Source organism: Rhodococcus sp. ACS1 (genome assembly GCF_002300155.1).
Lineage (GTDB): Bacteria > Actinomycetota > Actinomycetes > Mycobacteriales > Mycobacteriaceae > Rhodococcus_F > Rhodococcus_F koreensis.
In genome coordinates this window covers 299,466-321,815 of the sequence record NZ_NSDZ01000008.1, presented here as the reverse complement: position 1 = coordinate 321,815, position 22,350 = coordinate 299,466, and the positions used below count along the sequence as shown (strand labels likewise).

The 22,350-nt window shown below is 62.5% G+C and carries 18 protein-coding genes and 1 pseudogene; 7 read left to right on the top strand and 12 right to left on the bottom strand.

Going from position 1 to position 22,350, the window contains the following annotated elements:
• Positions 1 to 241: 241 nt before the first annotated feature.
• Both CJ179_RS35820 and CJ179_RS35815 read right to left on the bottom strand, forming a co-directional pair.
• Positions 242 to 1,534, bottom strand: coding sequence for an LLM class flavin-dependent oxidoreductase (locus CJ179_RS35820; protein WP_197436375.1), 1,293 nt, complete (start codon positions 1,532 to 1,534; stop codon positions 242 to 244).
• A gap of 112 nt (positions 1,535 to 1,646) precedes the next feature.
• Positions 1,647 to 2,984 carry an MFS transporter gene (locus CJ179_RS35815; RefSeq protein WP_095864551.1) on the bottom strand — a complete coding sequence of 446 codons (1,338 nt, stop codon included), beginning with the start codon at positions 2,982 to 2,984 and terminating at the stop codon, positions 1,647 to 1,649.
• A gap of 385 nt (positions 2,985 to 3,369) precedes the next feature.
• Between CJ179_RS35815 and CJ179_RS35810 the strand changes: the two genes are divergently transcribed.
• Positions 3,370 to 4,539, top strand: a complete 1,170-nt coding sequence (locus CJ179_RS35810) for an XdhC family protein (RefSeq protein WP_005250330.1) — start codon at positions 3,370 to 3,372, stop codon at positions 4,537 to 4,539.
• Between the two features lie 308 nt (positions 4,540 to 4,847).
• Here the strand turns inward: CJ179_RS35810 and moaA are convergent, their stop codons facing one another.
• Positions 4,848 to 5,900 (bottom strand): GTP 3',8-cyclase MoaA, encoded by a 1,053-nt coding sequence (gene moaA, locus CJ179_RS35805; protein WP_095864552.1) that lies wholly within the window; start codon positions 5,898 to 5,900, stop codon positions 4,848 to 4,850.
• 697 nt (positions 5,901 to 6,597) lie between these two features.
• Between moaA and CJ179_RS35795 the strand changes: the two genes are divergently transcribed.
• From CJ179_RS35795 to CJ179_RS35775, 5 genes are all read left to right on the top strand, one after another.
• Positions 6,598 to 7,935, top strand: coding sequence for an MFS transporter (locus tag CJ179_RS35795; RefSeq protein ID WP_095864551.1), 1,338 nt, complete (start codon positions 6,598 to 6,600; stop codon positions 7,933 to 7,935).
• 103 nt (positions 7,936 to 8,038) lie between these two features.
• Positions 8,039 to 9,511 carry a 3-isopropylmalate dehydratase large subunit gene (gene leuC, locus CJ179_RS35790; protein ID WP_095864550.1) on the top strand — a complete coding sequence of 491 codons (1,473 nt, stop codon included), beginning with the start codon at positions 8,039 to 8,041 and terminating at the stop codon, positions 9,509 to 9,511.
• A gap of 14 nt (positions 9,512 to 9,525) precedes the next feature.
• A complete protein-coding gene (gene leuD, locus CJ179_RS35785) occupies positions 9,526 to 10,116 on the top strand; it encodes a 3-isopropylmalate dehydratase small subunit (protein WP_095864549.1) in 591 nt (196 codons plus the stop codon).
• A 114-nt stretch (positions 10,117 to 10,230) separates the two neighbouring features.
• The gene (locus tag CJ179_RS35780) at positions 10,231 to 11,850 is read left to right on the top strand and encodes an AMP-binding protein (protein ID WP_095864548.1); all 1,620 of its coding nucleotides are present in this window, start codon (positions 10,231 to 10,233) and stop codon (positions 11,848 to 11,850) included.
• 115 nt (positions 11,851 to 11,965) lie between these two features.
• Positions 11,966 to 12,460, top strand: coding sequence for a MarR family winged helix-turn-helix transcriptional regulator (locus tag CJ179_RS35775; protein WP_257015951.1), 495 nt, complete (start codon positions 11,966 to 11,968; stop codon positions 12,458 to 12,460).
• Between the two features lie 98 nt (positions 12,461 to 12,558).
• Here CJ179_RS35775 and CJ179_RS54190 read toward each other — a convergent pair.
• Positions 12,559 to 12,678, bottom strand: a pseudogene (locus CJ179_RS54190) (hypothetical protein); the annotation flags it as partial.
• Between the two features lie 155 nt (positions 12,679 to 12,833).
• Positions 12,834 to 13,097 carry a zinc-binding dehydrogenase gene (locus CJ179_RS54185; RefSeq protein ID WP_373560179.1) on the bottom strand — a complete coding sequence of 88 codons (264 nt, stop codon included), beginning with the start codon at positions 13,095 to 13,097 and terminating at the stop codon, positions 12,834 to 12,836.
• 113 nt (positions 13,098 to 13,210) lie between these two features.
• Here CJ179_RS54185 and CJ179_RS35765 point away from each other — a divergent pair, with 113 nt between their 5' ends.
• A complete protein-coding gene (locus CJ179_RS35765) occupies positions 13,211 to 14,545 on the top strand; it encodes an IS110 family transposase (protein ID WP_373560178.1) in 1,335 nt (444 codons plus the stop codon).
• A gap of 15 nt (positions 14,546 to 14,560) precedes the next feature.
• On the opposite strand, the gene CJ179_RS35760 is transcribed toward CJ179_RS35765, so the two are convergent.
• The 7 genes from CJ179_RS35760 to CJ179_RS35730 form a co-directional block, all read right to left on the bottom strand.
• Positions 14,561 to 15,523 carry an NAD(P)-dependent alcohol dehydrogenase gene (locus tag CJ179_RS35760; RefSeq protein ID WP_257015981.1) on the bottom strand — a complete coding sequence of 321 codons (963 nt, stop codon included), beginning with the start codon at positions 15,521 to 15,523 and terminating at the stop codon, positions 14,561 to 14,563.
• Between the two features lie 625 nt (positions 15,524 to 16,148).
• Positions 16,149 to 17,078, bottom strand: coding sequence for an oxaloacetate decarboxylase (locus tag CJ179_RS35755; RefSeq protein ID WP_095864544.1), 930 nt, complete (start codon positions 17,076 to 17,078; stop codon positions 16,149 to 16,151).
• 231 nt (positions 17,079 to 17,309) lie between these two features.
• On the bottom strand, positions 17,310 to 17,960 hold the full coding sequence (locus CJ179_RS35750; protein WP_095864543.1) for an isochorismatase family protein: 651 nt from the start codon (positions 17,958 to 17,960) through the stop codon (positions 17,310 to 17,312).
• Positions 17,957 to 20,299, bottom strand: a complete 2,343-nt coding sequence (locus CJ179_RS35745; RefSeq protein WP_095864542.1) for a xanthine dehydrogenase family protein molybdopterin-binding subunit — start codon at positions 20,297 to 20,299, stop codon at positions 17,957 to 17,959. The genes CJ179_RS35750 and CJ179_RS35745 overlap by 4 nt, the downstream gene beginning before the upstream one ends.
• A complete protein-coding gene (locus CJ179_RS35740; RefSeq protein WP_095864816.1) occupies positions 20,296 to 20,838 on the bottom strand; it encodes a (2Fe-2S)-binding protein in 543 nt (180 codons plus the stop codon). The genes CJ179_RS35745 and CJ179_RS35740 overlap by 4 nt, the downstream gene beginning before the upstream one ends.
• Positions 20,813 to 21,715, bottom strand: a complete 903-nt coding sequence (locus CJ179_RS35735) for a xanthine dehydrogenase family protein subunit M (protein WP_095864541.1) — start codon at positions 21,713 to 21,715, stop codon at positions 20,813 to 20,815. Before CJ179_RS35735 ends, CJ179_RS35740 begins: the two co-directional genes overlap by 26 nt.
• Positions 21,712 to 22,347: a hypothetical protein gene (locus tag CJ179_RS35730; protein ID WP_095864540.1), complete on the bottom strand. Its 636-nt coding sequence runs from the start codon at positions 22,345 to 22,347 to the stop codon at positions 21,712 to 21,714. The genes CJ179_RS35735 and CJ179_RS35730 overlap by 4 nt, the downstream gene beginning before the upstream one ends.
• Positions 22,348 to 22,350: the final 3 nt, after the last annotated feature.

Genomic DNA, 22,350 nt, shown 5'->3' with positions numbered 1-22,350 from the left:
AGGATTTCCGGATAGCGTCGCCTGTCAACACGGTCGTTTCCATGTATATGTACCTCACGTTTCCGAGTCGGGTCCACCGTCGGTGTAGTTGCGCCCCCAAGGGAAGGGGCACACCTGATGGAGGAGGAGGTCGTGGTCACGCGCGTGCTGTGGGCACGGGGCGTGGGGGTCACCGGAGCCACCCGATGTTGGTGGTGGGTGGTGAAAGCGACCCAACTTTCACCACCGCCAGCGGGGCGAATCAGCTGAGAAGGTTCCCGCGGAGAGTGGACGCACTGTACTCCTTGCGGAACACTCCGCGGCGTTGAAGCTCGGGCACGACCGAGCGGCAGAACTGTTCATGCGAGCCGGGGAAGGTTGTCGGCATGATGACGAACCCGTCGCACGCGCCCGATTCGAACAGGTCCTGGAGTTCATCGGCGACGCTTTCTGGCGTACCGACCAATGAACCTCCGCGCGAGCGCTTTGCAGCTGCCTCCGCCAGTGTGACCCCACTCTTCTCTGCGAACTGGTTGAGCTCGTCAGTCCTGCCCCGGGTGCCCTGGTTTCCTCGAACGTTGCTGACTTCTTCGAGGGTCTGATGCTTGCTCAGGTCGGCACCGACCGACAGCGACGCATACGCCAGGTCATACTCGCTGTGCTGCAGACTATCCAGGTAATCGGCACGTTCGCGAGCGATCGAGTCGGTCTCACCCAGGATCGGTGTCACTCCGGGAAGGATCTTGCATGAGATTGGATCTCGACCGGCCTCCACGACCTGGCGTTTCATATCTTCGTAGAAGGCAACCATCTCCGCTCGACCGCCTGGTCGAGTGAAGACGACTTCCGCCCATCGAGCCGCGAACTCCCGTCCCCGATCAGAACTACCTGCCTGCATAATGACCGGATGTCCTTGAGGGCTGCGTGGTGTCGGGAGCGGACCGCGCGACTTCACCCACTTGCCTTGATAATCGGCGTAGTGAACCTTGTCTGTATCGCCGAAAACTCCGCGACGCTTGTCGAAAATGAACGGATCGTCGTCCCACGTGTTCCACAGAGCGCTACATGCCTCCAGTACCTCGTCCGCACGGTCGTAGCGCTCACCATGCGGAGGCAATCCGTCGAGCCCGGCGTTGGCTGCCTCGAGTTCGCTGGTGGATGTTACGACATTCCAAGCCACACGCCCCTTGCTCAACATGTCGATCGAGGCTAGGGAGCGCGCGATATGGAATGCGTTGTGGAAGCTGGTCGAGATTGTCACCCCCAGACCAAGCCGCGTCGTAACTCGCGCCATGATCGGAAGAACCGTAAGAGGATCGAGATAGCTGTTCTGTCCGCCCGAGCGAATAAACATCTCGAGCCCCTTGTAGGTGTCGGCCACACCGAAAAGGTCGGCGAAGAATGCGCCATCGAACTTCGCAGCCTCTAATGTCTGGGCCATGTGTTCGTAACGGACCGGATCGAAAATGTCGTCCAAAGTCGCCTCGGGGTGCCGCCATCCACCCGAGTGCAACGCAGTCGGGCCAGTCTTCAGATATCCGATCAAATTCATCATGCGAGTCATGATCTATCCCTCTTCTGTTGCAATCGTTTGTCGTCTGATCAACTTTGACTTCAGCAGCACATTCGATGTGTACGACGGCCGGCTGCCGGGTTAGCGCGGGGTGTCAGGCGTCGCTGAGGTCGACGGTGCGGTTGTCGCCGATCCGGTATGCGCAGATGGCGCTGAGTGTGCAGAATGCTGCGAGCATGATCGAGACACCGATCGGTCCGATTCCGCCGGGGGCGACGAAGATCGAGGCGAGCAGTGGGCCGATGCCACCGCCGATGAGGCCGGCGAACTGGTACGCGACGCCGGCGCCGGTGTAGCGGAATTTGGTCGGGAAGAGCTCGGAAAGCAGGGTGGCGGAGGTTCCTGTCGCTGCCGAGTTGAGGATCGCCATTCCGATGATGAAGGTGGCCAGGATGATCAGCGGGGACCCCGATCCGACCATCGGGAACATCACGAACGCGAACACGGCGTAGCCGACCGCGGCGGGGATGAAGATCTGGCGCCGGCCGACCTTGTCGGAGATGAACGAGAAGAACGGGATGGTGAAGATCATGATGACCAGCGAGACGTTGAGCAGGGTCAGCAGGGTCGACCGGGACAATCCGTAGTGCGTGGCGGCGTACGAGATCAGGAAGGTCGACACGATCGCCTGGGACATGAAGGTGCCCGAGACGGTGCCGATGCCGAGCAGAACCTTGCCGGGTCGCTCACGGAAGACCTCGATGAGCGGGATGGGCGGCTTCTCCGTTGCCTCGGAACTGTGCTGTACGGATTCGAAGACCGGGCTTTCCTCGACCCGCAGCCGCACGTACAGACCGATGGCGACGACGACGACCGAGAAGAGGAACGGCAACCGCCATCCCCAGGTCAGGAAGGCCTCGTCGTCCAGGTTGTTGAGCAACGCGAACGCCCCGTAGGCCAGCAGTACTCCGGCTCCCGATCCTAAACTTGCCGCTCCGCCGAAGAATCCGCGTGATTTCTTGGGAGCGTGTTCGACGGCCATCAACACCGCGCCGCCCCATTCACCGCCCACGGCGATACCCTGGATGAGGCGGAGGGTGACCAGCAGGATCGGTGCGAGTACACCGATCTGCGCCGAGGACGGCAGGCATCCGATCAAGAAGGTGCTCAGTCCCATCAGAATCATCGTCCACAGCAGCGTCGACTTGCGGCCCACCCGGTCCCCGAAGTGACCGAAGATGATCCCGCCGAGCGGTCGAGCCGCGTACCCGATCGCGAGAATCGCGAACGAAAGGATCGTCCCGAGCGACTCGGACGTCGAATCGAAAAAGACCCGCCCGAACACCAGGCTCGCCGCCACCCCGAACACGATGAAGTCGTAGAACTCGACCGTCGTGCCGATCAGGCTGGCGAAATACACGCGTCTGAGTTGCCGTCGATTCCCGACGGCGTCCTCAGCCCTCGGGTGGGCCATATCTCGAGTGTCGGTCATGACTGCCTCTCCTTCACCACGAACGCGGTCGACGCGAATCGGATCGCCAGCGGCGAGCTGCAGTGAGCCGCTCGACTCACGCGTGGCATACGTGGCGGGTGCCTGTGAATTGATGGAGATAATACGAACACAGATGAAGTCTCCGCGCAAGGGTGCGACACCAGTTGTTAACACAAGCCCCAGAAAGTCGGAGATGCCTGGTAGTTGGCATCGAATGCCCCTCGGCAGATGATGCGAGGCATTGGCAAATATCCGGAAGACGTCAAATTTCGTCCGTCATTGGACGAGTATGGCTCGATCGAGGCATCATGTACGGCAAGGTGCTCGACGAGGCGTGCCGCAGCCAGGCAGTACTCAGCCAACAGACACCCGAGGAGAACAAACGATGCGCGACATCTTGGCCGGGCTGACAGCCTGGTACGACCGCGACGTGCCGTTCGCGCTCGCCACCATAGTGCGCACTTGGAAGTCGTCACCCCGCGCGCCCGGCGCGGCCATGGCGGTATCGCAATCGGGCGAAGTGATCGGCAGTGTTTCTGGCGGCTGTGTGGAGGGCGCCCTGTACGAGACAGCCCTAGAGGTGCTCGCTGACGGACGCAGTCGGACAGACGTATTTCGTGTCACCGACGATGATGCGTTCGGCGTCGGCCTGACCTGCGGTGGAACCATCGAGGTCTTTGTCCAGCGCGTCGATCGTACGAGTTTTCCGCAATTCGTCGAACTCGCAGATCGAATCCGTGAGGGAAACCCGGTGGCGGTTGTCACCGACACAAGCGCCGAATATCCCACCCGCCACTGCGTGCTTTCTCGTCATGAGCAGTTCGGCGATCTATCCATCGCTCGTGACGACGTTGCAGATGTAAAGCGCGGCCTGGATTCAGGAGACTCCGCTGTATACGTAGTCGAGGTGCCGGGACGGGCGAATTCGACCCGCACACTTATGGTGGAGGTCTTCGTGCCTCTGCCTCGAATGTATATTTTCGGAGCCATCGACTTCGCCGCCGCCCTCTGTAGGCTCGGAGCATTCGCGGGTTATCACGTAACTGTCATCGATGCCCGACCGGTGTTCGCAACCCCAGCCAGATTCCCGGACGCTGACGACATCGTGGTGATGTGGCCGCACAAATTTCTCGAATCTGCGCCCATTGACCGGCGGACCGTAATCGCAGTGCTCACCCACGATGAGAAGTTCGATCTTCCTCTCCTCGAGCGTGCCCTCCGCTCGCACGCCGCGTACATCGGTGCGATGGGAAGTCGGCCTACCCATGAGCGCCGCGTCGAGGCATTGCGGGAGCGTGGACTCTCCACCGCCGACCTTGCACGCCTACATTCGCCGATCGGGCTCGACTTGGGCGCGCAGACACCCGAGGAAACCGCAGTGTCGATTCTCGCCGAAATGATGAAGACCATTCGTGGAAGTACCGGTGGAGAACTCCGATTACTCTCGGGCCCGATCCACCGACCGTCGATCGCTGTCGGCGCAGGACCCCGCGAGCACACGGTGTGCACCCTGCCCGGGGGTCCGGACGAGCCGATCGAATGTAATCTGCAGTAGTACTAAACTTTGCGATTCATTATCCGAATTCAATCAAGACCGGGCGGGTGACCGCGAACATCGCCGGTGTAGCCAGACACTCCGGTGTCTCAGCATCTATCAATCCACTCACCGACGACCCGGGATCCGCCAGGGTACGGTGGATGTGCCAATCTCACTGCGGCCCAATGAAGGTGGCGACACCTAACCCCGCCGCCGACACGATCGACGGCCTCCTACCGCAGTCCTGGAAGCCGAAGAATCCCGATCCGGACTCGGCCTCCGCAAAGTGCCGGACAGAGACTGATTCCGTTGCCGCAAAGTCCGTGTCAGCCACCGATCGCTCCCATACTCCGCACGGGCGGAACGAACCCAGCGGCGTCGATGCCGTGCCCCGCCGACTTGTTCCACATAGCCCCACGCCACAAGTGCGCCAACTCCTCGTCGCCCGCGCCGGACCGCAACGCACCGCGTAGATCGATCTCGGAGTCGCTGAACAGGCACGACCGAACGGTCCCCTCGGCGGTGAGCCGAGTGCGATCGCAGTCGGCGCAGAACGACCGCGTGACCGACGCGATGATCCCCACCGTCGCGGCGCCTCCGTCCACCCGCCACTGGACCGCCGGGGCGGACGGGTCGTCCCGCCCGATCTCATCGAGATCGAAGCGCGCACCAAGCACCGACAGCAGACGCTCGGCCGGCACCATGCTCCCCCGCGCCCATTCGTGGTCTGCGTCGAGCGGCATCTCCTCGATGAAGCGCAGCGCGACGCCCTCGTCGAGGCACCACTGCAACAGATCCGGCGCTCCGCTCAGCGTCTCCGGCATGAGGACCGCGTTGACCTTCACCGGGGCGAGCCCGACTGCGACGGCGGCGCGGATCCCGGCGAGCACCGAGGGCAGCCGATCCCGCCGGGTCAACGACGCGAAGTGGTCACGGTCGATGGTGTCGAGGGAGACGTTGATCCGGGTCAGGCCGGCGTCGGCGAGCCTGCGCACCCGGTGCTCGAGCCCGACCGCGTTCGTCGTCATGGCCAGCGGAATGCCTGGCACCTTCTCCGCGCACCCGCCGATAATGTGCTCGAGGTCCGCGCGCATGAGTGGCTCACCACCGGTGAACCGCACCCCACGCACCCCCAGTCGATGCACGGCGATCTCGACCAACCGGACGGTCTCACCTGCGGTGAGCAACCGCTCGGCCGGGATCGCGGGCAGGCCCTCCTCGGGCATACAGTATGTGCACCGCAGCGAGCACTTCTCCGTGATCGACACCCGTAGGTCCCTGGCCACCCTGCCGAAACGATCAACGAGGTGCGCGACGTCCGGGCGCCCTTCGAGTGAGTCCGACCGCACAGAGGGAATACCCATCTCCACTGCCGTCATCGCGCCGCCCTTCCATACATAAATCCAGTAAGCCGAGTCGATACGCCGACGGCGGTGCCAATGACCGCCGATGCCACCGGACCGCCATGCCTGCAAAGGAACTGGTCACCGCCCCCAAGACAGCTGCCCTTGTTCGGACCGACGACCTGCCCGAGGCCGACTCCTCGCGACCGCACGGATCGCTGGCATCCCGGGAGCGAAGAGAACCCGGAGTCGTCCGCAACCATGAGGAAGGGTAATTGGTTGCAGCACTCGAGTACGGCGGACTTCCGGACGCGGAACGGTTATTGCGCACGTGTTGCGAAGATGTAGCGGCCGCGACCGGACTCCCGGTGCCTGCCAGGACATTCAGCAGCTCGGCGATGTAGGTGCGGACAGTACCACCGTTGATCGCCCGTAAGCCATATTTTTGTTTGACTACTGATGAGTCGCTTCTCACCCCGGCGGCTACCGGTCACAGTCGAACTCGACATGCCAGTGCGCACGGCGACTTAACCTGCAGTTATATGAATTCCCGAGGTCGGTGTTAACAACTGGTGTCGCACCCTTGCGCGGAGACTTCATCTGTGTTCGTATTATCTCCATCAATTCACAGGCACCCGCCACGTATGCCACGCGTGAGTCGAGCGGCTCACTGCAGCTCGCCGCTGGCGATCCGATTCGCGTCGACCGCGTTCGTGGTGAAGGAGAGGCAGTCATGACCGACACTCGAGATATGGCCCACCCGAGGGCTGAGGACGCCGTCGGGAATCGACGGCAACTCAGACGCGTGTATTTCGCCAGCCTGATCGGCACGACGGTCGAGTTCTACGACTTCATCGTGTTCGGGGTGGCGGCGAGCCTGGTGTTCGGGCGGGTCTTTTTCGATTCGACGTCCGAGTCGCTCGGGACGATCCTTTCGTTCGCGATTCTCGCGATCGGGTACGCGGCTCGACCGCTCGGCGGGATCATCTTCGGTCACTTCGGGGACCGGGTGGGCCGCAAGTCGACGCTGCTGTGGACGATGATTCTGATGGGACTGAGCACCTTCTTGATCGGATGCCTGCCGTCCTCGGCGCAGATCGGTGTACTCGCACCGATCCTGCTGGTCACCCTCCGCCTCATCCAGGGTATCGCCGTGGGCGGTGAATGGGGCGGCGCGGTGTTGATGGCCGTCGAACACGCTCCCAAGAAATCACGCGGATTCTTCGGCGGAGCGGCAAGTTTAGGATCGGGAGCCGGAGTACTGCTGGCCTACGGGGCGTTCGCGTTGCTCAACAACCTGGACGACGAGGCCTTCCTGACCTGGGGATGGCGGTTGCCGTTCCTCTTCTCGGTCGTCGTCGTCGCCATCGGTCTGTACGTGCGGCTGCGGGTCGAGGAAAGCCCGGTCTTCGAATCCGTACAGCACAGTTCCGAGGCAACGGAGAAGCCGCCCATCCCGCTCATCGAGGTCTTCCGTGAGCGACCCGGCAAGGTTCTGCTCGGCATCGGCACCGTCTCGGGCACCTTCATGTCCCAGGCGATCGTGTCGACCTTCCTGATCTCGTACGCCGCCACGCACTACGGATTGTCCCGGTCGACCCTGCTGACCCTGCTCAACGTCTCGCTGGTCATCATGATCTTCACCATCCCGTTCTTCTCGTTCATCTCCGACAAGGTCGGCCGGCGCCAGATCTTCATCCCCGCCGCGGTCGGCTACGCCGTGTTCGCGTTCGTGATGTTCCCGATGGTCGGATCGGGGTCCCCGCTGATCATCCTGGCCACCTTCATCATCGGAATGGCGATCCTCAACTCGGCAGCGACAGGAACCTCCGCCACCCTGCTTTCCGAGCTCTTCCCGACCAAATTCCGCTACACCGGCGCCGGCGTCGCGTACCAGTTCGCCGGCCTCATCGGCGGTGGCATCGGCCCACTGCTCGCCTCGATCTTCGTCGCCCCCGGCGGAATCGGACCGATCGGTGTCTCGATCATGCTCGCAGCATTCTGCACACTCAGCGCCATCTGCGCATACCGGATCGGCGACAACCGCACCGTCGACCTCAGCGACGCCTGACACCCCGCGCTAACCCGGCAGTTCTCCCCCGCTCGCTTCCGATCGCTCTGTCGACGCGTTCCGGAGAAGGTATTCACTGGCGATCCCTGAAAGGTGACCGAGAATGAAACAGCCCACGTCGACGAGTGGTTCCGGTCGAACACTTGCAGAAAAGGTCTGGTCACGGCACGTGGTTCGCCCGGGGCCCGGTCAAGAACCAGACCTCCTGTACATCGATCTCCATCTCGTGCACGAGGTCACCAGCCCGCAAGCGTTCGAAGGCCTTCGCCTCGCCGGTCGCACGGTTCGACGACCCGACCTCACGATTGCCACTGAGGATCACAACGTTCCCACCGTCGACATCCTTGCTCCGATCGCCGACCCGATCTCCGCGACACAGATTGCAACGCTGCGCCGTAACTGTGAGGAGTTCGGCATCAAACTGTTCTCGATGGGCCACGAGGGGCAGGGCATCGTGCACGTCATCGGTCCACAACTTGGACTCACTCATCCAGGAACCACCGTGGTCTGTGGCGACTCACACACCTCCACGCACGGTGCCTTCGGCGCACTCGCCTTCGGCATCGGGACGTCAGAGGTCGAACACGTCCTCGCTACCCAGACCCTGTCGATCCGGCCCTTCAAGACCATGGCCGTCGAGATCGAAGGAGAACTGCCTCCCGGCGTGACCAGCAAAGACGTCATCCTCGCCGTCATCGCTCGGATCGGTACCGGCGGCGGTGCCGGATACGTCCTCGAATACCGAGGCGAGGCGGTGAGGAAGATGTCGATGGAAGCGCGGATGACCCTGTGCAACATGACTATCGAGGCGGGCGGTCGAGCGGGGATGGTTGCACCCGATGACACCACTTTCGCATACCTTCGCGGCCGCCGTTACGCGCCGAGCGACCACGATTGGGATCGGGCAGTCGAGACGTGGCGGGAGCTACACACCGACGACGACGCCGAATTCGACCAAGTCGTCTACATCGACGCGTCCTCGTTGACGCCGTTTGTCACCTGGGGCACCAACCCCGCGCAGGGCCTTCCACTCGAATCTGTCGTACCCGATCCAGCGAAGATCACGGACGAGCGTGAAGCAATCTCGGCCCGCAAGGCCCTCGACTACATGGGTCTATCACCGGGGACCCCGTTGCGCGACATCGGTATCGACGTCGTCTTCATCGGATCCTGCACCAATGCCCGCATCGAGGATCTGCGTGCCGCCGCGTCAGTGCTCACCGGCCGACGTATCGCCGACTCCGTCAGGATGCTTGTTGTTCCAGGATCAATGTCGGTCAAAGCCCAGGCCGAAGAGGAAGGCCTCGATCGAGTGTTCACCGAAGCGGGCGCGGAATGGCGTGCGGCCGGCTGTTCGATGTGTCTCGGCATGAACCCTGACCAGCTTTCACCAGGTCAGCGCAGCGCGTCCACGTCCAACCGAAATTTCGAGGGGCGCCAGGGCAAGTCTGCCCGTACCCATCTGGTCTCACCGCTCGTGGCCGCCGCAACGGCGGTGCGCGGAACGCTTTCCTCGCCGACCGACCTCGTCCCCCTAAACCACGCCGAAACTCACCGACCGATCCGCGTCGGATAGGTCCAGGAGACAAGATGCACGCCTTCACCACCCACACCGGAGTCGGAACACCACTACGCGCGTCCGATGTCGACACCGACCAAATTCTCCCCGGTGAATATCTGAAGAGAGTCACCCGGACCGGATTCGAGGACGCACTATTCGCCACCTGGCGATCGGACCCCGGATTCATCCTCAACGTCGAGCCCTTCTCTCGCGGGAGCGTGCTCGTCGCCGGTCCCGACTTCGGAACCGGATCATCCCGCGAACATGCGGTGTGGGCACTGATGGACTATGGGTTTCGAGTCGTGATCGCGTCCCGCTTCGGTGAAATCTTCAAGGGAAACGCATCAAAGGTGGGGCTCCTTGCCGCGACTGTCGAACAGGCTGACGTCGAACTGCTGTGGAGCAGGCTCGAGCACAGTCCGGGTACGGAACTGACGGTCGATCTTGGTACGCGCCTGATCACTACGAATGATCTGACTGTGCCTTTCACCATCGACGACTACACCCGGTGGCGATTGATCGAGGGCCTCGACGACATAGGATTGACTCTTCGACACGAGTTCGATATCGCCGCGTTCGAGGCGAGCCGATCGACCTACACACCCGCTATCCGGCGGTGACATTACGCACCTGATGCGCGCAGGCCCGCCCGCAGTAGAGCTGATCCAGACGCTGCGGACAACGTTGGGAATCAACAGACGAATTTGCCGGACCTCCACTTCGAAGGATCAATTATGTCTGGGCTCGATACGCCTCTCACCCCGCTTCGTTTCCTCGCTCGGGCCGCGGAGGTACACCCGAACAAGACCGCAGTGATCGACGGCGATCGCACATGGACGTACGCCGAATTCGCGGCCGACGTCACCCAACTCGCGCACGCCCTGCGCGCCTCGGGAATCCGTGTCGGCGACCGGGTGGCCTATCTCGCGTCCAACAGCGCCGAAATGCTGTTCGCCCATTTCGCCGTTCCGCTGACCGGCGGCATCCTCGTCGCGCTCAATACCCGGCTGTCCGCCGAGGAGATCACCTATATCTGCGATCACTCCGAGGCCAGGATCCTCATCGGTGACGCCGCTTTTCTACGGGGGCTCGGCGAACACCCGAATCTCGCCACCGTCGCAGAGATCGTCGAAACCCCCAGCCAGGACGGCACCTACGAGCAGGTGCCCGGCACGACCAGCTATACGGGGCTGTTGACCCGCGGCCACGGCGAGGCCATCGCATGGGAAGTGGACGACGAGACGCGCACCATCGCGATCAACTACACCTCCGGCACTACCGGCCGCCCCAAGGGCGTCATGTATACCCATCGGGGTGCCTACCTCAACGCGCTCGGCGAGCTACATCACCAGCGATTCGCGCTCGATACCAAGTACCTGTGGACCCTGCCGATGTTCCATTGCAACGGCTGGTGCTCGGCCTGGGCAGTCACCGCAGCGGCGGGCACCCATGTCTGCCTGCGTGCGGTCCGCGGTGATGCGATCTGGACGCTGATCAACACCGAGCACATCAATCACATGGCCGGCGCACCCACCGTGCTTTCGCTGCTGGCGTCCGCACCACAAGCGCACCCACTCGCGAGCCCGTTGGTCATCGTCACCGCTGGCGCACCGCCAAGCCCCACGACGATCGATAAAATCCGTTCCCTCGGAGCCACGTTAGTGCATGTCTACGGTCTCACCGAAACGTACGGACCCTATTCGGTCTGCGAGGAGAAGCCCGAATGGGCCGACCTCGACCCCGGGCGGCAATCCCGTCTCCTGGCTCGGCAAGGCGTCGGCTTCCTCACGGCGGACCACCTGCGGGTGGTCCGTGAGAAGCCGGCCGATGACGGCACTCTCACCGATGTGGACTCCGATGGCGTCGAGATGGGCGAAATCGTCATGCGCGGCAACAATGTCATGAAGGGTTACTACCGCGACCCCGACGGCACCGATACCGCCTTCAGAGGTGGATGGTTCCACTCCGGTGACCTCGGGGTCATGCATCCCGACGGATATGTGCAGCTACTCGACCGTGCCAAGGACGTCGTGATCTCGGGCGGCGAGAACATCTCCACCATCGAGGTCGAACAAGCGCTGATGAGTCACCCCGCCGTCGCCGACGTCGCTGTCATCGGGGTTCCCGACGATAAATGGGGAGAACGCCCCAAAGCGTTCGTCGTCCTCAACCCCGGTAGCGTCGGCAGCACCGAAGAACTCGTTGCCCATGTCAAAACCAGGATCGCCTCGTACAAGGCTCCCCGTTCAGTCGAATTCCTCGTCGAACTACCCAAAACCTCCACAGGCAAGACCCGCAAGAACGAACTTCGCGACTCCGAATGGAAGGATGCCCAAAGTCATATCCAAGGCTGAGGTGGTCGCGTGCTGTCGCCGCGAACCTGCACGCCGATCTCACAGACACTCGAACCACTGCCGAACCCGCGACTCGAGCCGACCCGCGGTACGTCACACATGGTTAGCTGAACCCGTGACAATCGATAGATTTGACAACACATTGAAGACGAACGATCGGAATGCGCTTGAGGCTCCTCCGGATATGGTCTCCGCTCCCGGTTATCTCCTGCGGCGGCTTTACCAGGCCTACCAGTCGGCATGGCTGAAACATGTCGATCCGGTCGCTACCGGACCCCAGGTCGCCGTACTGATGGCCGTGAGGAGTAACCCTGGCGTAGAGCAGGGAGCTCTCGGGGCATCGGTCGCCGTCGACCGATCAACCATGGCAAGCATCGTCAAGCGCCTTGTGGAACGGGGCTGGCTCGAGAGGAAGAGGCCCGCCGAAGATGGGCGTAAGCGACTGCTATTCCTCACCGACGCGGGCTATGAGTCAATCGACGCGATTGTCCGACGCGCTCAGGAGCTCGACATCCTCCTCATGGAGGGATATGGGCCCCTCGGCCAAGAACTTATTGTCGACCTACTGAGGTCTTTGGCATGCCAATGGGAGACGATCGCCGAGGACTGACGTCGAGACCCGCGGCGGCTATCCCTCATTATCGTCATTTGCGTATTCGCAATGGGCAGTCTGGCCTCCAGTGAAGGAAATACTCGACGCAATTCGCCCTACGGAATTATCTTCGAACCTTTCAGCCGAACACGGAGGATTCCGGTGTTGAGCCGAGAACACACCAACCGTCCGGTCGCAGCGAGAACCATTAGTGACGCGACGGTCACCAACCCAGTCCGGGACCGGGCACGGAAGGTCGAACATGATGGCGTGCGTCAGATGACCCCAGAGGGCCTCGACGGCCGCCGCAAGATGACCCGCCCGTGTCGCACGAGGCCCCGGACCATCGGCGACGTCGAGTACGCCACCGCCGGCTGGGTCGACTCGGTGTCTAGAAAGATATGACCACTTTGCCAAAGTGCTCGCCCTTTTCCAGGTATTGCAGGGCTTCCTTCAATTGTTTGAACGGGAAACTTCGGTCGATGACCGGTTTCACGTTGTGGAGATCAAGCGCCCTCATTAGCCACCTATCCTCCCGGGGACGCCTCGCAGGCGCGAAAATGGGATCGGGTCGCCTGCCGACGCCGACTTTCCCTTGAGCCTGAGCTCGTTCATTAGCCTGGCGCCGGGGCCCCGACCTGGAAGGGTCACGCATTGTTGCTCCGAGCACGCCGGTCAGAATTTCGGTTCCCTTGACCGAGGCCCCCAGGCGGCCCGCCGTTGTGTATGCGTGTGGGATGCGGAAGGAGGACAACAGAAGTGAATTCATTGCCGGAACAGATTCCCGATGCTGAGCACGAACTGGTGGTCGAGTGTGTGTGCGCCATCGACGTGGCCAAGGCCTCGGGCAAGGTGTGCACCCGGACACCGGATCCGAGACGACCAGGCCGGCGCGGCAGCACGGTGTGGGACGTCTCGGCCACGACTGCCGCGATTACGGATCTCGGCGAGCAGCTGGTGGCGGCGGGGATCGAGAGGATCACCGTTGAATCGACCTCGGACTACTGGCGGATCTGGTTCTATCTGCTCGAATCGGCCGGGTTGACGGTGCAGCTGGTCAACGCCCGCGATGTGAAGAACGTGCCGGGACGCCCGAAAACGGACAAGCTCGACGCCGTGTGGCTCGCCAAACTCACCGAGAAAGGTCTACTGCGGCCGAGTTTCGTCCCGCCGCAACCGATCCGGCAGTTGCGCGACTACACCCGGCTGCGGATCGATCTGACCCGTGATCGCACCCGCTATTGGCAACGACTCGAGAAACTGCTGGAGGACGCGCTGATCAAGGTGTCGTCGGTGGCTTCCAGTCTGGGTACCCTGTCGGTGCGCGACATGCTGGAGGCGCTGATCGCGGGCGAGCGTGACCCGCGGCGGCTCGCCGGTCTGGCCCGCGGCGCGATGAAAGCCAAGCACAACGCCCTCGTCGAGGCCCTCACCGGCCGGTTCGACGATCATCACGCCGAGCTGGCCCGGATGCTGCTCGACCAGATCGACACCCTCAACGCACAGATCGCGAGGCTCACCACCCGCATCGACGACCTGCTGGTCACCAGCATCGACGAGCCCGGTGACACGGTGCCGGCCGACGGCCACGACGCGGCGCGCGGCGGGTCTGGACTCACTGTGATCGAGCGGCTCGACGAAATTCCCGGCGTCGGGCGTGGCGCCGCGCAGATCATTCTCGCCGAAGTCGGACCGGACATGACAGTGTTTCCCACGGCTGCGCACCTGGTGTCGTGGGCGAAACTGTGCCCGCGCACCATCCAGTCCGGGCCGATCCAGCGCGGCGGTCGAACCGGCAAGGGCAATCCCTATCTCAAGGGAGTGCTCGGCGAGGCCGCCGCCGCAGCCGCCAAAACAAACACCTTCCTCGGCGAACGCTACCGGCGAATCGTCAAACGTCGCGGCAAGCTCAAAGCCCTCGTCGCCGTCGCCCGCTCCATCCTCGTCGTGGTCTGGCATCTGCTCATCGACACAAACGTCCGGTTCCACGACCTCGGCGCCGACTATCACACCCGCCACATCAACACCGAACGCAAGCTTCGCAGCCACCTCGCCCAGCTCGCCGCCCTCGGCTACCGGGTCACCGTCATGCCCGCTGCCTAACCCAAACACATACCTTCACAAACTGATCCGGCTCCGCAAGCTACGCCGGATGCTATCGCCTGCCACCCACCTTCGGCATTTTCCGGTCAGGTCTTCCGTCATTTCGCGAGAGCCGACAGGAATGGTGGCGACACGAATTCCGCGCTCTGTTGCGGCGGCCGATGAGAATTCCCCACTCAAGTTCCCGACAATCCCGACATAGCCCCCGTCTTTCGTCGCACGCATCGACTGTCCGATCGTCGCCGCGCCCACCACATCCAGTACGAGATCGACGCCGCGACCGCTGGTCAGCCTCAGAACGTCTTCTTCCCAATTAGGGTTCTTTTTGTAATTAATACCGTCGCTGGCCCCCATGTCAACCAGGCGCTGAAGCTTCGCGTCGTCGCTGGAGGTTGCGATCACACGCGCGCCGCTCATCTTTGCGATTTGTAAACCCAACACCGAAACGCCGCCACTGCCCATGATCAGCACTGTGTCGCCGGTCTTGACTTGACCGACATAAACCAATGCCTGCCAAGCCGTAGCGCCGGCACAGGGGAGGCATGCAGCGTCCTCATAGGAAAGCGATGCGGGGATCGGGAGTATGTCTTCCTGTTCATAAACCGCATACTGGATGGCCGTACCGTCGACATCGGCAGCCTTCGCTTTCCAACCCCGTCTATCCTTCGTTGCGGGACCGCTGTACCACCCTTCCATGTAAATCGGGAGAACTCTGTCACCGGCCTTGAATCGACTGACCTCCACTCCGGTGTCGACCACCTGCGCAGACCCATCGGACAAAGGCACGATGGGCAAATCAGGCTTCACAGCGTAGACGCCTTTGAGAATTTTGAGATCGCGGAAGTTGAGCGAAGCGGCCCTCATCTCGACCAAGATCTGCGTCGGGCCCACTGACGGTACCTCGCGCGCGATTTCGACGAGTCCGTCATAACCTATTTCATTGAGAACAAATGCTTTCGCAACGCGTTTCTCTGCCATGAATTTTCCAACTCCTGTGTGCTTCCGGTTGGGCGTCGCGTGGCTGAAACCAGCATCAGCATCGAGAATGACGTCCATCTCATCCCAGCCGTTCGTGTTGGCTGGAGATGCGGACGCTGAGATCGGCGTCCGGTGCCTCGACGCGCTCGCCGCGCTGCTGCCGGACACCGCCGACAGGGTCACCGACGACGGAGTCACCGAGGTACCCGTTTCCGAACTCGCCACCGGCAGATATCCGACAAGCCGTTCTCTGTGCACAGCGACGCCTGGTGGAGTGCATCGATAGAACAGGGCTGTAACAGCAAGCGCAATAGTCGTATTGATGGAAAACAATCAACCTGCCATCAACCTGGAGTCGACCGCGGGTGCAGGGCGGTACCCGCCGCGGCGACTGCGGATCCCTCGTGGGACGGGCGGTTGGTCATCCGACGCCGTGACCACCGCCCGCCGCCTGTGCCACAAACGCCGAGCACGGGGCTGATGCGGGCCGATTCCCGCGTTCGATGGAAATGATCTCTGTTCGCCGGCCCGGATCTGTCGATGACCGTGCGGATGAGGCGACGGATTCCAATCTCCAGATGTTTTCTGGAGCAAGACCTTCGGGCAGAGCCCACCATTGTCTTTGTTACACAGCGGAAACTGCTTTCTCGGACACGTAGCGGTTCTCGAGAGCCCGCACATCCTGCAAACCAACCACAGAGGTGAAATCCTCGAAGCTAGGAAGTCCAGCCAACGACGCCGCCGTAGGCGTGCCGTGTTCCTTCAGGTCCGCCAGGTAGGAACGTGCACGCGCGGTTGCTGCGAGCAGGGTTCCAATCGGATAAATAACCATTGCGAACTGAAGTTCTCGCATTCGCTCCAAGGTGAGAGGGGGCGTTTTCCCGCCTTCGACCCAATTGAAAACAAGAGGCATCTCGGCCGCGAGTTCTCCGGCCAGTCGCTCGATGTCTGCCTCGCTGGTCGGTGCCTCGACAAACAATGCGTCAGCGCCGGCTGCATGGTATGCCCTAGCTCGCGCGATTGCGGCTTCCACACCGTCGACTGCGATAGCGTCAGTACGTGCGATCAGTACCGTGTCCGGATTGCGCCGTGCGTCCACGGCGGACTGAATCTTGCCGATCATCTCGCCTGCCGACACGAGTGCCTTGCCGCTCATGTGCCCGCACTTCTTCGGGTTCACCTGATCCTCGAGCTGAATCGCAGCGGCCCCGGCCTGTTCATAGACACTCACAGTCCGAGCTACGTTGACAACATTCCCATATCCGGTGTCAGCATCAGCGATGACAGGGATATCGACGGCGGCAACCAAGCGACGTGTTTGATCAGCCATTTCGGTTCCGGTCAGCAAGCCGACATCCGGCATCCCCAGCAGCGACGCCGTCGCACCGAAACCGGTCAAGTAGACAGCGTCGAATCCCGCGAGTTCAATCAACCGCGCCGTGAGTGCGTCGTATGCGCCGGGGGCGATCACAGGTCCGGTTCGCGGTGCCTCCTCGAGCGCCTGTCGCAACCGACGAGGCGCCGGTACCGTCTCCCGACTCAACATATTGGCCATGCTGTTCCCTTTCGCTGAATATTCTGCACACATTGAAATTTGACGCGATATGGATGGCGCGCGAACAACATCGCCACGCCGTGGATCAGGGCATCGAGATGACACGACACGCTTTGTGACGGAAGGGCCTACCGATGTGTGAGAGCTGATCTCTCTGCCAGTCAACGAGATACGCGGCTGTCAGTCGCGGCGTGCCCGAGACACGCCCTCGTTCACTGCCCTGTTGCGGTTCTAGCCTTCACGTCCGGACAGGGCGGAAACCCGGGCGATGGCCTCATCCAGATGACATACATCCGCATACTTCGCATCGAGGTCGCGGAGGTTCGACTCGTGCAACTCCGGACTCCGGTCGGCGCACGTCTCGCGAACCACCTGGGGCCTGAAACCGTGGTTGAGGGCATCCGTGGCTGTAGCCCGCACGCAACCGGATGTGGATACGCCGCCGACGAGGACGGTGTCCACCCCGGCAGTGTGCAGAGTCGACGCCAAGGAGGTTCCGAAGAAGGAACTTGCATAGTTCTTGGTGATGCGGACGTCTCCGGGCTCGGGCTGCAGCACGAGTTGGCCAGAGCGCTCGGGAGCACCCTTCGCGAATGCGGCCAGTCCCGGCACTTTCTTGCCGAACAGCCCCGCGTCCGACATTGTCTCGTCGTACCTGACATCCGTCCAGACGATAGGAAAGCCCGCTCGACGCATGACACCGACGAGTGTTTCCGTCGCTTCGACCACTGCCTCCATCCCGGGCAGCGCAAACATTCCATCCGCATCGGTGTACGCGTGCACGAGATCCACGACGATGAACGCCGGACGGCGCCCCCATCCCACCCGCCCGGAGAAGGGTGCGGTGTGCGAAACAGTTGCGGCATTTTCGGTTCGGGTCACGACGCGGTCTCCGCTCTGGTCAGCCGGCTCAGCAGCAACTGAGCCTGCTTCTGTACTCCCTCGGGATGCAACGGGAGTTCGTTGAACTCCGATTCCAGGGCATTCGTGACCGCATTCGCCAGGCAGGCGCCAGCCGCGATGGTTCCACCCTCGCCGACTCCCTTCGCACCGATGATGCCGTCCGGCGCAGGGACCGGAAGATGCCGGATGGTGACGTTCGTCATCTCGCTCGCCGTCGGCATCAGGTAGTCCATGAAGGACCCAGCCAGAGGCTGTCCCTCACTGTCGTACTGGAACGACTCGTAGAGGGCCCCGGCGATGCCCTGGGCGATGGCCCCCTTGGTCTGTCCTTCGACGACAAGAGGATTGATGACCCGGCCACAATCTTCGGCAACGACCCAGTCGAGAATCTTCACGAAGCCTGTCTCGGGATCCACCTCCACGCGGCAAGCGTGTGTGGCGTACGAGTACAGGACGGTCTCGGCCTCATACGTCCGGCCGAGCGTGTAGCGCCCCTCCGGTGCCTTGGCCGCCAAACTCCGAACAGATTCGGACACCGTCGGGTCATCGACCACGGAGACCAGACCGGTGCGGATCTGCAGGCGATCAACCGGAACATCGAGCAGTTCCGCCGCGTCCTCCAGCAGGCGACCCTTGAGTTCCTCGCCTGCCTTGACGATCGCCCCGGAAGTGACTGACGCACTCCGCGAGGAGCCGGTTCCTGTTCCGTCCACCTCGCCGGAACCCGTGTCACTCTGGATCACATCGATGTCGTCGTAGTCGATCCCGCTGGCGTCGGCCAGGACCTGCGAATATGTCGTCGCACTGCCCTGTCCGATGGACGGGCTCGACGTCCAGATCCTGGCTCGCCCGTCCTGCCCGAGGCTGAGCTGGCAGCTGTCCCATCCCTTCATCGCCGTCATGCCGCGCTGCTTGAAGAGCTTGGAGTTGTTCCCTGTCCACTCCACATAGGTGGCGATGCCCAGGCCCAGGATCTTCCCGTCGTCACGAGCCGCCGCCTGCTCTGCCGCGAAGTCGTCCACACGCAGCATTTCGGCAGCGGCCTCGAGAGCAGCCGGGTAGTTGCCGCAGTCGTACTTCTGACCCGTGACCGTCGTGTAGGGAAGTTCCTCCGGCGTGATCAGGTTTCGCCGGCGGATCTCGACGGGACTGATCCCGACCTCCTTGGCGAGAAGGTCCATGATCCGCTCGTGGATCAACGTGGAGACGGGTAGCCCCACGCCACGATACGGTCCCGCCGGACAGGTGTTGGTGGTCACGGCCCGGCCGCGGGCACGATAGTTCGAAAGACGGTACGGGCCCGGCGTCATGGAAAGCACGCCGGCCGTCTCGAGCACGTGGGTGATCGGGAAGACCGAGTACGCTCCGCCATTGCCCAAGGAGTCCAACTCGATCGCCAGCAAGTTGCCGTTTGCATCCGACGCAGCACGAACCTTGACCTCGAAGTCGCGTGCGTGCGCCGAGGCGATGAGATTTTCCGCGCGATCCTCGACCCACTTGACGGATCGATCGAGCTTGACGGCCAGCCAGGCCACCACGAGCTCCTCGGGGGAGACCACACTCTTGAGCCCGAATCCACCTCCGATGTCGGGGCACTTGACTCGCACCCGGAACCCGAACAGGTCCCTGACGCATTCCATGAGCGCATGCGGGAACTGGGTCGAGGACCAGAGCACGACTTCACCGTCGTCGACGTACGCCGCTGCACCGCGCCCCTCCATCGGCGCCGGAACAACACGCGGGTGCCGGAAGACGCGCTCGACGACATGGGCCGCCTCGTCGAAGGCCCCGTCCGGGTCACCCACTTCGATCAGCCGATCGAAGAGCACGTTCGAGGTGATCTCCTCGGACTCGTGCAGGATCGGTTTGGACGGATCCAGCGCATCGGCAATGTGGCTCACGACCGGTAAGGGTTCGATGTCGACGTCCACCTGACCGGCGGCATCTTCGGCAATGTAGCGGGAGGTCGCCACGACCGCGGCGATAGGTTCGCCCACGTAACGCACCCGCTCGTGCGGGAGAATGGGCCGCGGAGGCTTGCTCGCGTTCGCGACGGGCGTCACCAGGTCGGGGACGTCGCCGAGGTCTTCGCGCGTGAAGACACCCACCACTCCTTCCATGGCTGCGGCATGCTCGCTCCGGATCTCGTTGATGATGCCGTGCGCGATGGTGCTCCGCACATACACGACATGGAGTACGTCGCCGGGCAATCGGACATCGTCCAGGAAGGTTGCGGTACCGGTGAGGAGTGGGCGGTCTTCGACGCGAAGCGTCGCCCGCCCCACCATCCCCGAGGGTTGTTCAGGTCGGGCATTCATGACGTCGACTCCTCCGAAACCTGTTCGGAAGGAAGGCCATCCGTGGACCCGGTCGACTTTCGGGCGGCACGCAGCGTGTCGAGAGCCTGTGTCACTGCCTTCACGATGCTCTCGTATCCGGTGCACCGGCAGAGGTTGCCCGAGAGTGCCTCGCGAATTTCTTGCTCGGTGAATTCCTTGTTCTCGAGGAGCAGCGGCTGCAGGGCCATGAGGAAACCTGGCGTGCAAAAGCCACACTGAAGCGCATGATTCTCGTGGAAGGCCTGTTGGAGCACAGTCCAGTCGTCGTCTGCGCCTGCCACGGCCTCGACCGTTCTGACGTGGCAACCTTCGGCCTGGACTGCGAACATCAGACACGACCGAACCGGCGAGCCATCGACCTCCACCGTGCACGCACCGCACACGCCGTGCTCGCACCCGACATGGGTGCCGGTAAGCCCGGCCTCGTGCCTGATGAAATCCGATAGAAGTGTCCGCGGCTCGACTTCTGCAGTGAAGTCTTTCCCGTTCAAGCTAGTGGTCATGGTGCGGAGTTGCATCGCGGCCCTCCTTTGCTCTTTCGACTGCCTTGTTTATTGCCCGGCGCACGACCACCCCGATGAGTGATCGTCGGTACTCGGCGGAACCGTGAAGATCTCCCGCAGGTTCGCTGGCTTCGCGCGCAAGTTGAACAGCCGCCTCGACAGCAGCATCGTCGATGCCACTTCCTGTCAGGCGTTCTTCGGCTCGGGGAACCCGTAATGGTGTCTGTGCCGCCCCGAGGAGTGAGATCCTGGCCTCCGAGCACGTGCCCTGTTCGTCGACCGTCAGGACGACGGCCGAACCGGCAAGGCCGAAGTCGCCGTTCCGTCGTGAGATCTCTTCGAATGCGTATCCGTGACCGGCAGGGAGTGGAGGGACACGGACCTCTACGAGTAGTTCGTCCGGCTCCAAAGCTGTGGTCATCGTTCCCACGAAGAAGTCCTGCGCGGGGATGCACCGCTCGTCCCGGCTGCTGGAACGCGCCACGATGGTCGCATTCAGGGCGATCAATGCGACCGGCAGCTCGGCAGCCGAATCGGCGTGCGAAACGCTGCCGCCGATTGTGCCCCTGTTCCTGATCGCGGCGTGCGCCACCCAGTGGACGGCCTCTTTCAAGAGCGGCCAGCGGCGCTCGATCAGCCGGGATTTCTCCAGGGTGGCATGCCTGGTCAGAGCACCTATGTGCAGATCACCGTCAACGGATCTGAGGTAGGCGAGATCAGTCAATCGATTGATGTCGATCAGTCGCTCAGGCGACGCCAAACGGAAGTTCAGCACCGGGATGAGGCTTTGGCCCCCGGCAAGGATCTTCGACTCGTCTGGATCCTCGGCGAGCATCCGGAGCGCTTCGTCAACGCTGTCCGGCCTCAGGTAATCGAACCTTGAAGGCTTCACGAGCCAGCACCCCGCAATCGTTCCTCGCCCCGAACCGTGCGGATCGCACGCCAGATCAAGTAGGTGAACAAGGCTGTTCCTCCGAAGGCACCGAGGGGGAGAATTACCCGCTTCAGCCTGGGGTCGATGACAACCTTCGCGGCCCTGGGTGCCACCTCGAGTGGCGCCGGGTTCTGTGGCGCGGTGGCGCCAGGAGCCCGCCAGGTTCTTTCAGTGTCCTCGCCGAGCAGCGCAACGGCCCTGGTGCCGAATTCCGAGAGCCTGTCGGAGACGGTCCGCTCGATCTCCGCGTGGGAGCGGCGGTGGCCGATTCCTGCCATGCTGAGACAGGAATTCATCATGAGCGCAGTCTCCTCGCCCTCGACGGTTACATCCATGTCCACGATCAGGGACGCAAGGCCCCGTCCATCGATCTGACGCGCCAGCGCCTCGTACCGCAGACTGCGTCCATCCGAGTCGAAGTCGATGAGGCGCAGCCCGAACTGATAAGTGGCCACCGCTGCTGGGTCGTCGCTGGTGAAGGTGCCTCGCAGCAGTTGATCAGCGTCGCCGGTTTCCAGCTTCACGTCAGGAACGCACTCGGCCAGAAACTCTCGGTCGGCGAGAGCGTTGAGCGCCTGGTCGCTCGACACAGG